This window comes from Paenibacillus sp. FSL M7-0420, assembly GCF_038002345.1.
Lineage (GTDB): Bacteria > Bacillota > Bacilli > Paenibacillales > Paenibacillaceae > Paenibacillus_AQ.
Genome location: NZ_JBBOCJ010000001.1, coordinates 4,061,455 through 4,076,414, shown reverse-complemented (window position 1 = coordinate 4,076,414; position 14,960 = coordinate 4,061,455). Strand labels below are relative to the sequence as shown.

Annotated in this window: 14 protein-coding genes; 12 read left to right on the top strand and 2 right to left on the bottom strand. The window is 51.1% G+C overall.

The genetic code is table 11. From position 1 onward, the window contains the following. The first annotated feature begins 221 nt into the window (after positions 1-221). The 11 genes from MKX51_RS17285 (at position 222) to MKX51_RS17235 (ending at position 11,980) form a co-directional block, all read left to right on the top strand. Positions 222-713 carry a YajQ family cyclic di-GMP-binding protein gene (locus MKX51_RS17285; protein WP_036724757.1) on the top strand — a complete coding sequence of 164 codons (492 nt, stop codon included), beginning with the start codon at positions 222-224 and terminating at the stop codon, positions 711-713. Between the two features lie 149 nt (positions 714-862). Next, entirely contained in the window at positions 863-1,450 is a 588-nt protein-coding gene (pgsA, locus tag MKX51_RS17280) for a CDP-diacylglycerol--glycerol-3-phosphate 3-phosphatidyltransferase (protein WP_036724758.1), read from the top strand. 59 nt (positions 1,451-1,509) lie between these two features. Further along, entirely contained in the window at positions 1,510-2,799 is a 1,290-nt protein-coding gene (locus tag MKX51_RS17275; protein ID WP_340940122.1) for a competence/damage-inducible protein A, read from the top strand. A 297-nt stretch (positions 2,800-3,096) separates the two neighbouring features. Next, complete coding sequence (gene recA / locus MKX51_RS17270; protein WP_076078685.1) at positions 3,097-4,161, top strand: recombinase RecA; 1,065 nt, start codon at positions 3,097-3,099, stop codon at positions 4,159-4,161. Positions 4,162-4,277: 116 nt separating this feature from the next. Next, positions 4,278-5,015, top strand: coding sequence for a regulatory protein RecX (locus MKX51_RS17265; RefSeq protein WP_340993266.1), 738 nt, complete (start codon positions 4,278-4,280; stop codon positions 5,013-5,015). 309 nt (positions 5,016-5,324) lie between these two features. Then, positions 5,325-6,866, top strand: coding sequence for a ribonuclease Y (gene rny / locus MKX51_RS17260; RefSeq protein WP_036724766.1), 1,542 nt, complete (start codon positions 5,325-5,327; stop codon positions 6,864-6,866). A gap of 224 nt (positions 6,867-7,090) precedes the next feature. Beyond that, entirely contained in the window at positions 7,091-7,885 is a 795-nt protein-coding gene (locus MKX51_RS17255) for a TIGR00282 family metallophosphoesterase (RefSeq protein ID WP_036724768.1), read from the top strand. Between the two features lie 204 nt (positions 7,886-8,089). Beyond that, positions 8,090-8,350, top strand: a complete 261-nt coding sequence (locus MKX51_RS17250; protein WP_019910496.1) for a stage V sporulation protein S — start codon at positions 8,090-8,092, stop codon at positions 8,348-8,350. Between the two features lie 159 nt (positions 8,351-8,509). After that, positions 8,510-9,496 carry a dipeptidase gene (locus MKX51_RS17245; RefSeq protein ID WP_340993265.1) on the top strand — a complete coding sequence of 329 codons (987 nt, stop codon included), beginning with the start codon at positions 8,510-8,512 and terminating at the stop codon, positions 9,494-9,496. Positions 9,497-9,657: 161 nt separating this feature from the next. After that, entirely contained in the window at positions 9,658-10,230 is a 573-nt protein-coding gene (pduL, locus tag MKX51_RS17240) for a phosphate propanoyltransferase (protein WP_036692683.1), read from the top strand. A gap of 220 nt (positions 10,231-10,450) precedes the next feature. Next, positions 10,451-11,980, top strand: coding sequence for a DEAD/DEAH box helicase (locus tag MKX51_RS17235; protein ID WP_340993264.1), 1,530 nt, complete (start codon positions 10,451-10,453; stop codon positions 11,978-11,980). 112 nt (positions 11,981-12,092) lie between these two features. Here the strand turns inward: MKX51_RS17235 and dapA are convergent, their stop codons facing one another. Further along, positions 12,093-12,998: a 4-hydroxy-tetrahydrodipicolinate synthase gene (dapA, locus tag MKX51_RS17230; protein ID WP_340993263.1), complete on the bottom strand. Its 906-nt coding sequence runs from the start codon at positions 12,996-12,998 to the stop codon at positions 12,093-12,095. Positions 12,999-13,117: 119 nt separating this feature from the next. Between dapA and MKX51_RS17225 the strand changes: the two genes are divergently transcribed. Then, complete coding sequence (locus MKX51_RS17225; RefSeq protein ID WP_340993262.1) at positions 13,118-14,014, top strand: LysR family transcriptional regulator; 897 nt, start codon at positions 13,118-13,120, stop codon at positions 14,012-14,014. Between the two features lie 530 nt (positions 14,015-14,544). On the opposite strand, the gene MKX51_RS17220 is transcribed toward MKX51_RS17225, so the two are convergent. Further along, the gene (locus MKX51_RS17220) at positions 14,545-14,772 is read right to left on the bottom strand and encodes an AraC family transcriptional regulator (protein WP_340993261.1); all 228 of its coding nucleotides are present in this window, start codon (positions 14,770-14,772) and stop codon (positions 14,545-14,547) included. Positions 14,773-14,960: the final 188 nt, after the last annotated feature.

Here is a 14,960-nt window from a genome sequence, read left to right as displayed (position 1 = left end):
TGAGCGTCTCCCGGACAGGTTCCGGGAGGCGTGTTTTTAGGTGCAAATATAAGAATTTATATGTTCACGCTATAAATTATCCTTCTATTTCTCGCTGAAACGGTACCGTCCTTACAAAGGACGGAATGCCGTTTCCACCTGACTCTTTTCCAGTATTAGACTTAAGAGCCCCTATCTCATATAATAGGAACAGACTAATTGTAAGTAAAGGATGTGGAACCATGAGTTCAGAAAGTTCATTTGATATCGTATCCAAGATGGATATGCAGGAGCTGACCAATGCGGTTCATCAGACCGAGAAGGAAATCGATAACCGGTTTGATTTCAAGAACAGCAAGAGCAGCCTGAAGCTGGAGAAGGATGCGCTTGTCATCGCCTCAGAGGATGAATACAAGCTGAATGCAGTGATTGATATCCTCCAGACCAAGATGGTGAAGCGGGGAATCACGCTGAAGAATATGGATTTCGGCAAAGTGGAGCCGGCTTCGCTCGGCACGGTGCGCCAGCGGCTGGGACTGCGGCAAGGAATAGACCAGGAGAACGCGAAGAAGATCAATATTCTGATCCGCGATTCCAAGCTGAAGGTTAAGAGCACGATCCAGGGTGATCAGATCCGCGTGACCGGCAAAAGCCGCGACGATCTCCAGCAGATTATCCAGCTCTTGCGCAAGGCTGATTTGCCGCTTGATTTACAGTTTAACAATTTAAAGTAAGATCATGTGCCCCGCAGTGTATACTTACCTTACTTGCGGGGTGCTTCATGTTTTTTTGACACTTATTTATGGCTATAATATACTAGCTAAGCAGTTTTGAAGAAAATGCTGGAATACCGGATTCGTATGGACTAGGGGAGGAACCTTCAGTGAATTTACCCAACCGCATCACATTAGCACGTATTTGCCTTATCCCAATCATGATGTTTTTTCTGCTGGTGGACTTCAGCTTCTATCCGGAACCGATACATTGGGGCTCCTTTCAGCTTTCAATTAATCACTTGGTCGCGGCGGTTATTTTTCTGCTGGCAGCCAGTACCGATGGAATTGACGGTTACATAGCCAGAAAATATAACATGGTCACCAATCTGGGCAAGCTGCTCGATCCGCTTGCGGATAAGCTGCTGGTCTCGGCCGTGCTGATCTCGCTGGTTGAGCTGGGAAGATGCGATTCCTGGATTGCCATTGTCATCATCAGCCGCGAGTTTGCTGTGACCGGCCTGCGCCAGGTGGCACTGCTGGAAGGGAAGGTAGTGGCTGCAAGCAAATGGGGAAAGGTAAAAACAGTGATTCAGATTGTTGCCATTTCCCTGCTGCTGCTTAACAATTTCCCGTTCCAGTTCGTCAGTATCCCTGTGGATGACATTGCGATCTGGGCGGCAGCCATCATTACCATTTACTCTGGCATTGATTATTTCGTGAAGAACAAGGATCTGCTGGATTTGAACAAAGCCTGAGACGCCCAGAACAGGCTGAACCTTGCAGGATACCTACAATCAGGAGGAGAACGTCAGCTATGAAAGCAGAGATTATTGCCGTTGGAACAGAACTTTTACTTGGACAAATCGTGAACAGCAATGCCCAGTTTCTTTCAGTCGAGCTGGCTGCATTAGGCATTGACGTTTATTTTCAGACCGTTGTGGGAGATAACAAAAGCCGCCTTCTGGAAGCGATCCGGATTGCTCAGAGCCGGGCGGATGTTATATTGTTCACGGGCGGGATTGGCCCGACCGAGGATGACCTGACCAAGGATGCGCTGGCTGCGGCGCTTGGCCGGACCCTGCATATCGACCAGCTGGCCATGGATCATGTGCAGCGCTTCTTCGATGACCGCAAGATTGTAATGACTGAGAATAACCGCAAGCAGGCGCTTGTCATTGAAGGGACGACTCCTCTGTCCAATGATGCCGGCCTTGCGGTAGGGATTGCTTTTGCAGAAGAAGACAAATATTATATCGTGCTGCCCGGCCCGCCCCGGGAGATGAAGCCGATGTTCACGGATAAGGCCAAGCCATGGCTTCAGCAGCATGCTCTTACTGGTGAAATGCCGCTCTACTCGAAGATGCTGAAGTTCGCCGGGATTGGCGAGTCGCTGCTGGAGGACAAGCTGATTGAGCTGATCCGCAGCCAGAGCGATCCAACGATTGCCCCGTATGCCAAGGAAGGCGAAGTGACCGTGCGCATCTCCACCAAGGCGCCGTCCGAGCGGGAAGCTATGGTCAAGCTCGATGCTCTCGAGAAGACGATTGCTGACATTCTGCCGGAGCATCTGTATGCCAACATCGATGTGCCGCTGGAGCAGCTCATTGTGGACTGGATGGCGGATGCGGGACTCACGCTGAGTGCTGCCGAGAGCTGTACGGGCGGTCTGCTGATGGAGAGTATTACGAATATTCCGGGCAGCGCCTCCATGTTTGCCGGGGGGATCGTGTGTTATTCCAATGATATTAAGAAGAAACTGCTGAATGTGCCTTCCGCCATGCTTGAAGGTCCGGATGCCCCGGGAGCGGTGAGCCGCGAGGTTGCGGAGGTGCTGGCTGAGCAGGTGCGTATGATTGGTGACACGGACTTCGGCTTATCGGTTACCGGTGTAGCCGGACCGGGATATTCTGAGCGCAAGCCGGTGGGTCTTGTGTTCGTAGGACTGGCTGAGCGGGGCTGCAAGACAGAGGTATATGAGCTGAATCTGAAGGGCACCCGTGACAACATCCGCCTGCGCACCGTCAAGGCGCTGCTGTACCGATTGTGGCGCCGCCTGGAAGAACGCAAGGTTGCCACTCCGCTGGAAGGCTCGGCCTTGCAATAACTGTACGTGCCGGTATATAATTCATGTATACGGAAGAACCGTGGCTTGAGCGATCATGCTGCGGTTTTTTGTTTTATATTAGGTATAACAAATTATCCTATGGCTGTTCCTGTTAACGTAAGAAGCGGAAGAGAAGCACCTGCTGAGTTTTGCATCCGGAAGGAGGCCTGCATCTTACAATAAAAGGGAGTATTATCCCTGGGAGCAAAAAAAACGAATGTATGTTCTAAAAAAGACTTGGCAAGCCCTTCAAAACACGTTATTATAATACTATAAACAGTGAAGGAAGTGGTCTGATTGTCAGATCGTCGTGCAGCGCTTGATATGGCGCTTCGTCAAATAGAAAAACAATTCGGTAAAGGTTCGGTAATGAAACTGGGAGAATCCACTCACATGAAAGTGGAAGTTGTACCTAGCGGATCTTTGGCACTTGATATTGCACTAGGTATTGGCGGACTTCCCAAAGGACGTATTATTGAAGTATATGGACCGGAATCTTCCGGTAAGACGACGGTTGCACTTCATGCGATCGCCGAAGTACAGAAGCAGGGCGGACAAGCTGCCTTCATCGATGCTGAGCATGCGCTTGATCCCAAGTATGCCAAGGCGCTTGGCGTTAACATTGATGAGCTGCTGCTGTCCCAGCCTGATACGGGTGAACAGGCCCTGGAAATCGCTGAAGCACTTGTACGCAGCGGAGCAGTAGACATCATTGTAGTTGACTCTGTAGCAGCACTGGTACCTAAGGCGGAAATTGAAGGCGACATGGGTGATTCCCACGTAGGCTTGCAGGCCCGTCTGATGTCTCAGGCCTTGCGGAAGCTGTCAGGCGCCATTAACAAATCCAACACCATTGCGATCTTCATTAACCAGCTTCGTGAGAAGATTGGCGTAATGTTCGGTAACCCAGAGACCACTCCGGGTGGACGCGCTCTGAAATTCTACTCCTCCGTCCGTCTGGATGTGCGCCGGGTAGAGAGTATCAAGATGGGTAACGATGTTGTGGGTAACCGTACGAAGATCAAGGTTGTGAAGAACAAGGTAGCGCCTCCGTTCAAGCAAGCGGATGTAGATATCATGTACGGCGAAGGAATCTCCAGAGAGGGAAGCCTTGTGGATATCGGTACGGAGATGGATATTGTCAACAAGAGCGGTGCCTGGTATTCCTATGAAGGCGAACGTCTGGGTCAAGGACGGGAGAATTCCAAGCAGTTCCTGAAGGAACATCAGGATATTGCTCTGCTGATCGAGAACAAGATCCGTGAGGCAAGTAATCTGACAACTCTGGTAGCGGCACCATCTGAAGCAGATGTGGTTGCGGAGCAAGAGGAAGAAGAGAAATTGCTGCTTGAGATCGAGTAATTAAGTACTCCTCTACTTCTAATTGAATAATGAAGTCATGATGGATAGGCGCCCTGTGGAGGATATTACAGGGTGCCTTTTCGCAAATATTTCAGCTTAAGCAGGTGATCGGCAGGATGGTTATACAATTGGATGAGGAATTCGAAGAACAGGATGAGCAGCAGGTGCTGGCGGATTTCCCGGCAGATCAAGAGCTGGTAATTACAAAGGTAGAGCGGCTTAAGAAGTCTAATTATCGTTATCTAATCCATTTCGGAGACTACAACATGACTGTTCATGAAGATGTCATGATTAAATACCGGATGATTACCGGGAGTACTTTTGTAAAAGCAGATCTGGAGGATATTGTTGCCGCAGACGAGCGCCAGCGGGCGTATGTGGAGGGGCTTAGGTATCTGGAGCGCAAGCCCAGAACCGCACAGGAGATGGCCCGCCGTTTAAGGGAGAAGGAAATAGGGGAGACTGTTATTGCCGAAGTTCTGCTCCGCCTGCAGGAGGAACGTCTGCTTGATGATACCTTGTACGCCAAGCAGTGGGCGGAGCAGCGGATTGTGAATCAGCGTAAGGGTAAGATGTGGATCCGGCAGGAGCTGCGGGAGAAAGGGATTGATAAGTCGCTGATTGCGGAAGCGCTGGATGAGATCACACCCGAGCAGGAGCTGGAGAGCGCGCTGCTGACCGGACGGAAGAAATGGAATACGATCCGGGGAGATGTGAACGACAAACGGCGGAAGACAGGGGCGTTCCTCATGCGCCGGGGATTCTCTGGTGAAATGGTGCGCCAGGTGATCGGGATTCTGCGTGAAGAGGAGAATTCTGAGGGGGAAGAAGAGGAGTTTTACTTCCCGGATTGATTCTCTTGACTTAATTGCGGTTATCGACTCTCTTGACAAGGTCTTTTTATAAATAATAAAATATAACATGAATCGGCATAAACTAAGATTCCTTTTTCCTTCCCAAAAAGCAGACTCTTATGTTCCGGTTCGCGTACAACTCATATGAAATGTAATCGCCGGATAAGGCGGGCAATGTGCATGTGCAGCATGTGCAGTATGGCAATCGGTGTATTACCGGTTTTTTGTATGGTGATGAACGGATAGTTTAACAACTGCACAAATACCCAAGGGAAGATCCTTGGAGGATATCAACGAGGAGGTGAACAGATGGATCCATTGATCTGGGTCATAGTCGTTCTCGTTGTAGCTGCAGCATTCTTTGGATTCGGTTATTTTATTCGTAAATCCCTTGCAGAAGCTAAGATTTCCAGCGCAGAGAAAGAAGCCGTAGTCATCGTGGAGAACGCGAAGAAAGAGGCGGAGGCGCTGAAGAAGGAAACGGTACTCGAAGCTAAGGACGAAGTTCATAGAATCCGTACCGAAGCTGAGAAAGAAACTCGTGAACGTCGGAATGAAATCCAACGGCAAGAGCGACGTTTGCTGCAAAAGGAAGAATCGCTGGATAAAAAAATGGAATCGCTTGAACGAAAAGAAGAACAAGTAGCTAACAAAGAGAAACGAATTGATGAAACCCAACAGCAAATTGATGTTATTTACAAGAATCAGGTTACTGAACTGGAACGTATCTCCAATCTGAGCATCGATGATGCCAGAAGTATCATTCTCAGCAATGTAGAACAGGAAGTTCGCCATGAAACTGCTCAGATGATCAAGGAAATCGAACAGCAGGCTAAGGAAGAAGCGGACAAGAAAGCCCGTGAGATTATCACCTTGGCGATTCAACGCTGTGCGGCTGATCATGTGGCGGAAACTACGGTATCTGTCGTTACCTTGCCGAATGAAGAGATGAAGGGCCGGATCATCGGTCGTGAAGGCCGCAATATCCGTGCGCTGGAGACTCTGACCGGGATTGATCTTATTATTGATGATACGCCGGAAGCAGTTATTCTGTCAGGATTTGATCCGATCCGCCGCGAAGTGGCCCGTACGGCACTGGAGAAGCTGGTGGCAGATGGACGTATCCATCCTGCACGTATTGAAGAAATGGTGGAGAAATCCCGCAAAGAAGTGGATGAACGGATTCGCGAATACGGTGAACAAGCTACCTTCGAGGTTGGCGTTCATGGTCTGCACCCGGATCTGATCAAAATTCTGGGCCGCCTGAAATTCCGCACGAGCTACGGTCAAAACGTACTGAAGCACTCCATGGAGGTTGCTTATTTGACTGGACTTATGGCCGGTGAGCTTGGGGAAGACATCGTGCTTGCAAAACGTGCCGGACTGCTGCATGATATTGGCAAAGCGCTTGATCATGAAGTGGAAGGTTCGCATGTTGAAATCGGCGTCGAACTGGCGAAGAAGTACAAGGAACATCCGGTGGTTATCAACAGTATCGCGTCCCACCATGGAGATTGCGAGGCTACCTCGGTTATTGCTATGCTGGTTGGTGCTGCTGATGCTTTGTCGGCTGCCCGTCCAGGTGCACGCCGTGAGACCCTGGAAACGTACATCAAACGTCTGGAAAAGCTGGAGGAGATCTCGGAGTCCTTCGAGGGTGTCGAGAAATCCTATGCCATTCAGGCGGGCCGCGAGGTTCGCGTAATGGTACAGCCTGAGAAGATTGATGATGCCGAAAGCTTCCGTCTGGCCCGCGATATTACGAAGATGATTGAGAGTGAGCTGGATTATCCGGGTCATATCAAGGTTACGGTAATCCGCGAGACACGCGCTGTAGAATATGCGAAATAAATAAGGAAATCGGCCCCCTTGCGGGGCCTTTTTTCATGCGTGAAAGCTATGAGCCGCTGATGTATCCATTCACACTGGAGCCTGCTGAATTCATCTGATATGCTCTACCCTGTGCCGCATGCACCTTGGAGTTTGGAATGAAGCAGAATAGGTGAAATTATACTTAAGCAGCGATATATGGTTGGCAGAGCATACACAAACCAAAAATTTAGGAGGAGAAGATTATTAAAGTTTTATTTATCGGAGACATTGTAGGCAATACAGGCAGAAAAGCGCTGCGTGAAATGCTGCCTTCCCTGAAAAGCAAATATCAGCCGCATATCATCATTGCCAATGGTGAGAATGCCGCTGCCGGCAGAGGGATCACCGCTGCTATCGCTAACGAATTCTTTAACTGGGGTATCCACGGTATTACGATGGGCAATCACACCTGGGACAACAAGGATATCTTCGAGTTCATCGACGACGAGCCGCGGATCATCCGTCCGGCTAACTTTCCGCCGGGGACACCGGGCCGGGGCTATACCGTTGTTAAGGGGAACGGCAAGCAGCTGGCGATTGTGAATCTGCAGGGCCGTACCTTTCTTCCGGCGATCGATGACCCGTTCCGGGTAGGCGAGGAGATTGTGGAGGAACTGCGCAGAGAGCATAAGTGCATTCTGGTGGATTTCCATGCGGAAGCAACCTCCGAGAAAATAGCTATGGGCTATTTTATGGATGGAATGGCTTCGATTGTAGTCGGCACACATACTCATGTGCAGAGTAATGATGATGTGATCCTGCCTGGAGGTACGGCGTATCTTACAGATGCGGGTATGGTTGGTTCAAGAGAAGGGATTCTGGGTATGGAAAAGGATGCGATCATCTATAAATTTACAACTCAGCTTCCCTCCCGGTTTGTAGTCGACGAAGGCAAATGGCAGCTGCATGGTCTATTCGCAGAACTTGATGAAGCTACAGGCAGAGCGACACGACTGGAGAAGATCCGGCTGCGTGAGGATGAATGGGTGATGAGCTAGAAGGGTTTTCATACAAATAGGTAATTAGGTAATACTCATTTTGTTTTGGGTGAAGTGTGATATTTATTATATCGAAAAAGAGTATCTTTTGAACTATTTTCTCCGGAGAGGTCCGCAAAAAGAAGGAATTAATTCTTCTGAAGCGAATAACATCTACTGTAGTGGAAGAAGAACACCATCATTTTCCCAGGGGAGGTACTTACTATGGATGTATTAAAAGTATCAGCTAAATCCAATCCAAATTCCGTTGCTGGCGCATTAGCAGGTGTTCTTCGCGAACGTGGATCGGCCGAGCTACAAGCTATTGGAGCAGGAGCACTGAACCAGGCCGTGAAGGCCGTTGCCATCGCCCGGGGATTTGTCGCACCTAGCGGAGTGGACTTGATCTGTATTCCGGCTTTTACGGATATAGTGATTGATGGGGAAGACCGGACGGCAATCAAACTTATTGTGGAACCTAGATAACTCAAGTGAATCATTTAGATTAAGCCTGTTTACACTGTAAACAGGCTTTTTGCTGTGCTGACTGCCGCTTCAGTTAGGTGCATATACATGAAATAGACGCTGGACCGTCAACGGTTCATTTAAATATTCAGCAGGTGAAGGAAGAAGGAGAGCTGACCTATGGTGGGAAACAGGAAGCTGAAGGTGGCGGATTTTCATTGTGATGCTCTGAGTAAGCTGCAGGCGAATCCAGGGATAGACTTCAAGAATGATCCCCGGCTGGATGTGACCGCAGCGCGGCTGGCAGAGGGAAATGTCGGACTGCAGGTTTTTGCCATCTATTTGTCTGCGGTGCGCGGAAGGGCAAAGTTCGAGGATATTCTGGGGCAAATCGAGTGCTTCCATCAAAAGGTTACCGGTTCTGGAGGGCTGCAGTGGCTGAGGTGGAAGGAAGAAGCGCAGGAAGGCAGCTTCACTGCACCGGCCTATGGAATGCTCTCTCTGGAGGGCGTGGACGGTCTGGAGGGCAATCTGTTCTATGCCCAGTTATGCTTCGAGCTGGGTGTGCGCTGCCTGGGGATTACCTGGAACTATGCTAACTGGGCGGCGGACGGTGTGCTGGAGCGGCGGAACGGCGGTTTCACTGAGCATGGCCGGAAGCTGATTGACTGGTGCAATGGGAGCGGAATGCTGCTGGATGTATCGCATTTGGCCCCGGCAGGCTTCTGGGAGCTGCTGGAGCACAGTACCCGTCCGTTCATTGCTTCGCATTCGAATTGCGCAGCGGTATGCAGTCATCCCCGCAACCTGAGTGATGATCAGCTGAAGGCACTGATTGTAAGGGACGGGCGAATCGGGCTTACCTTTGTCCCCTGGTTCGTGCGAAATGAAGGAGCGGCCCGGAGGGAAGATATGCGGAGGCACATTGAGCATGTCTGTGGTCTTGGCGGGAGCGGACAGCTGATGTTCGGCTCGGATTTTGACGGAATTGAAGCGTGGGTAGAAGGGCTGGAGCATCCGGGGCAATACGCGGAGTTCGCCGAGATGCTGCTGAAATACTATCCCGAAGCTGATGTACGGGGCTGGCTGTATGAGAATGCGCTGGGGTTCTTGAGGGAGCAGCTGCCTTCTTCCGCAGGTTTAACCTCTTCGCTCACCAGGAAGTGACTATGAATTGGGAAAATCAGGATGAAGCATTCACAGAATCGTAATATGCCCGGAAAAAAGCCTCGCATTGTGATGCGGGTCTTTTTATTTTCGGGTAATAAGATGTATAATGTTCAGTGGCTTGTACAGATACTAGAGAAAATACAAGGAGTGACTTAAAAATGAGCAAGACTGTACCCGTAGGTGTGTCGGCCCGGCATATTCACCTTACGCAGGAGCACGTAGAAGCATTGTTTGGCCCTGGTTATCAATTGACCGAGTTCAAACCCCTGTCCCAACCCGGACAATTCGCAGCGAATGAGCAAGTGGCTGTCATTGGTTCGAAAGGGAAGTTCGACAAAGTAAGAATCCTCGGACCTGCCCGTCCGGCTTCGCAGCTGGAAGTATCCCGCACAGACTCCTTCAGCCTCGGCGTGAAGGCACCTGTCCGTGAATCCGGCAATATTGAAGGAACACCAGGAATTACAATTAAAGGACCTGCCGGTGAAGTTGAGCTGGAGACTGGTGTTATTGTAGCAGCGCGCCATATCCACTTCCATACTTCCGAAGCAGAAGCTTGGGGCATTGCCGATAAGCAGCTCCTGAAGGTACGTCTGGGCGGCGAACGCGGCCTGGTGCTGGAGAACGTAATTGCACGCGTATCCGACAGCTTCAAGCTGGACATGCACATCGATACTGATGAAGCTAACGCTGCCGGTGCCAATAATGGCGATACCGCTGAAATCCTAGACTAGTATTTTATAATAGGTAAGACAAGAGCAGGGGACCCTTCCTCTGCTTTTTTGTTGTATATTTTTTTGAAAAGAAAGAAATGAAAGTTTTCATATTCGCTTTTATGTGGTATCATTATGTGTTATGACTTTGCTGAGCGCTATGTGGAGACGCCGCAAAAGGAATATACAGTAACGGAATTAAGGATTCACCAATATATGTATGCCCAATGAAGGAGATAAAATGACATTTAACGATTTGAACCTGATCCCCCCGATTCTTAAGGCGCTTAGCCTGGAAAACTATACATCCCCAACCCCGATCCAGGAAGAGTCTATTCCTGCGGCATTAGCCGGCAGAGACATCCTGGGCTGCGCACAGACCGGTACCGGTAAAACGGCGGCCTTCTCGTTGCCGATTATTCAGTTGCTGAGCCAGCAGCCGGGCAGAACCGGCGGAGGCAAGCGCATCCGTTCCCTGATTCTTACGCCTACCCGCGAGCTGGCGCTGCAGATTCAGGAGAACATTCAGGCTTACAGCAAGTTCACAACCATCCGTTCGACAGCCATTGTTGGTGGAGTATCACAGAAGGCGCAGGAGCGGGCGCTTGCCATCGGTGCCGACATTCTGATTGCTACACCGGGCCGTCTAATCGACCTGATCAGCCAAAAGCGTGTGGATCTGCAGCATGTGCAGATTCTCGTGCTGGATGAAGCGGACCGCATGCTGGACATGGGCTTCATTCATGATGTGAAGCGGATTATCGCCAAGATGCCGCTCAAGAAGCAGACCTTGTTCTTCTCAGCGACTATGCCTGCGGAGATTTCGCAGCTGGTGAAAACACTGCTTGTCAATCCGGTGAAAATCGAGATTACTCCAGTTTCCTCCACGGTAGACAGAATTGAGCAGTCGATCTATCTGCTGGAGAACGGAAATAAGCAGAATCAGCTGAACCGTCTGCTGCAGGACCCGTCGATTGTATCGGCGCTGGTATTCACACGCACCAAACGCGGCGCGGACCGGGTAACCCGGGATTTAACCCGCATTAATATTACAGCACAGGCCATCCACGGGAACAAATCACAGAATGAGCGCCAGAATGCGCTAAGAAACTTCAAGAGCGGAGCGACCCGCGTACTGGTAGCTACAGACATCGCTGCGCGCGGAATTGATATTGATGAGCTGTCCCATGTCATCAACTTCAACCTGCCGAATATCCCGGAAACCTATGTTCACCGTATTGGCCGGACCGGCCGTGCGGGGATGAGCGGCATCGCCATCTCGCTGTGCGAAGCGGAGGAAATTCCGTATCTGAAGGATATCCAGAAGCTGATTGGCAAGACGATTCCCGAGATCAAGGAGCATGCGTATCCGATGTCTAAGAGCAATCTGGCATTGCTGGCAGACCGTCCCGGCAAAGCGCCGGTCAAACCGTCGCAGAAGGCCAAGACGAATCCGCCCCGCAAGCCGAAGTCGGAATGGTTCGCGCAAGGCAAACAGCAGAGCGGCGGCAACACAGGTGGCGCTAAAGGCGCTTCTGGAAGCGGTCATGCAGGCAGTGGGGCTAGAAGCGCATCGGGCAGCAGTTATGCTGGCGGTGGAGCGAGAGGTGCTTCAGAGGGCCAGGCTAATACCAACGGGCGTCCAGGCGGCAGCCAGAGCCAGAAATCGTCTGGCGGCTCATACGGCCGTTCAAACCCTTCGGGCAGCAGACCTGGCGGTCAGAGCGGACGTCCGTCCAGCCGTCCAGCGGCTAAAGCGGGCCGCTCGTAATTCGATTTTGTAACGTGCAGTAATGCTTGACCGTGTCTAACACAAACACCCGCCATTCTCAGGTTCTCACTGAAAATGGCGGGTGTTTGTCTGTTACACGTCCTCTTATCTGTTACATCGCTTCTTGTCTGCCGCTGACAGCTTCCTCTGCAAGGTAGGCGCCCAGCTCCTCGCGCAGCGCGGCGCTAATGGAAGTCATTGGCAAGCGGAGCGTATCCGAGGCGAGCTCTCCGAGTTCGCTGAGCAACCATTTGATCGGAGCCGGGTTGGACTCCTTGAACAGCAGCTTCATCAGCGGCACCAACTGCTCATACGCAGCCTGTGCAGCCTCAATCTGACCGGCTCTGTACTGCTCGTAGATGCTGAGGAAGCGGCCGGTATGTACATTGGCCGAGGCCAGCATGCCTCCGGCGGCCCCGTAGCCCAGCATGTCGAAGAAATGCAGATCGTCGCCGCAGAGCACGGGCTTGCCGCCGCTCTTAGACAGCTCGGAGACGAGCAGGGGGGAGCCGGAGCAGTCTTTTAACCCTACGACATTATTCATCTCCAGAATCGTACGGGCGGTGTCCAGCGTCATGCCGACCCCTGTGCGGCCCGGGATATCGTAAGCCATAATGGGCAGACCCACCTCTGCCGCCTTGCGGAAATGAGCTATGATGCCTTCCTGAGACGGACGGCTGTAATAAGGGACAACCACCAGTGCGGCATCGGCGCCTGCGTTGGCCGCCAGCTCAGTACGGGCCACGGTAGAGTAAGTATCATTCGTACCTGTGCCCACCACGAGCGGGATGGAGCTGGACTTCAAGAGTTCCCGTGAGGTATCCACGAGTGTCTGTAATTCCTGTATATTGACTGTCGGCGATTCTCCAGTGGTTCCATTGACGACCAGACCATGAATATTGTTCTTGATGATGTTGTTCACATAACGCTGATACGATTCGAGATCAAGCTCACCGGCAGCGTGGAACGGGGTGACCACGGGAACATAAATTCCATAAATCTGTTCTTCTGTTAACATGAATATCGTCCTCCAAAAATGTAAAATCCGTTTGTTCTACTGTACCATGGATTATTGCATCGTTGTTAGCTATAATAAATGATGTGGGTTATCAATAATATTGATGTTAGGGTGAGACGATGGATTTAACGTATATGCGGACCTTCCGCGAAGTGGCCAAGCGGCAGAGCTTCACGCGTGCGGCTGAGGAGCTGGGCTATGCACAGTCCAGCGTCACAATGCAGATACAGAAGATTGAGAAGGAATACGGAGTACCGCTTATCGAACGGCATGGCCGCGCCTTGCGCCTGACTCCGCCCGGGGAAGAGCTGCTTAAGCTGTTCGTGGAGATTCTGGATCTCTATGACCGCTCCAAGGAAACGATTGCCCAGCAGATCGGCGGAACGCTTACTATCGGAACGATTGATTCGCTCGCCGCCTTCTATTTGCCGCCGTTCCTGCAGCAGCTGCGGACGATGTTCCCTGGTCTGAATATTCATCTGCAGACCGAGCAGGAGGCCAATCTGATCTCTAAGATCAGGGACGGCGAGGTCGATATCGGCCTTCTGCTGGACCGCAGCACAGTGGATAGCACGCTTACGCGGACGATCATCCGTGAGGAGCCGCTTGTCCTCGTGGCACCAGCCAGCCATCCGCTGGCCCGGCTGGAGCAGGTAACCCTTCAGGATCTGAACAACTGCGAGCTGATTGTCTCCGAGGAGAGCTGCATTTACCGCAGCCTGTTCGAGAACCTGCTCCGGGACCACGGAATCGTGTTTCGGATTGGTTTTGAGCTGTCGAATCTGGAAGCGATCAAGCGTTGTGTACGCAATGGCCTGGGCATAGCGCTGCTGCCGCGGATTGTGGCGGAGGAGGAGATCGAGCGGGGGAACCTGTCCGAGCTGTCTTTTGCCCACCCGGAGATTCATTTCGATCTGCAGCTGCTGCTGCATCCGAAGAAGTGGAAGTCCCTGCCCCTCCAGTCGCTGATTCAGATGCTGCTGGAGGATGCCAAGGCGAAGACTGTTGCGCTATGAAGGTAACGTACCGGGCAGCAGGGAGTCGCCTCTCGCAGATTCATACCACTAGAACTACGAAGGTAATCGGACCACATGTATACGGAAATCTGAATACAATCGTGCTGCTGCGATGAGGAATGCGCCCCATGCTCCGCAGCCTGTAACATTGTTAGTGAAATCCTGTATGAAATGCAACAATACGGACCAATAGAAACGACCGGTGCTAAAATCCTGCATGAAATGCAACAAAGCCAGCGCTAACTTGCTCTAATCCCCGGAATTCCTGCAAATGATGCAACAATGTACTACAGCCACTAACTTTTTTAGTTAAATCCTGCAAAATGTGCAACAATGAGGCTCCAAGCAAGCGGACGGAACGACCTGTGAAAAAGCGATAGCGGTCGCCTTGGTCTCCAGATTTTCACCGCAGCGCTCATGCTGATCCTGCTCCAATATAAAGGCTGTCCCAAGTAGCTATATCATGGATTTCGGGACAGTCGCTTTTCAAAGCGCCTTCCTTCCCTTACTCAAGCACAGGAAAACAAAGCTCACAAAGATGCCATGCAGGCATCATATCTGCACTCCGCAGGCAGGGTGGTCTCAGGGTTGTCCTGCGGAATGCCGAACAGCACCGACGAGCCTTGAAGCAAGCCTTGTTCCCGTGCCCAACCCTTCAATTGTTCCATCGCTTGAACGTTGGCGGGGCCGTAGGGGCCTGTCTGCCGTACATAAGCTATGCGTGTTGCCGGAATGCTTTCGAGCTGAATGTTCATCATTGTTCATGATCCTTTCTGTGATTCTGTGGTCAAATGGAGTACAACCCGAATGCTAACATGGACTAAAATAGAATGCATTTCTTTTTTTGTGGGCTCCCTGGGCGGTAAGATGTTGACATCAAAAACTAGAATATGGTATATAAAAGGGAGTGTTAGCACTCAAGTGTGTGGAGTGCTAAACGATGCTC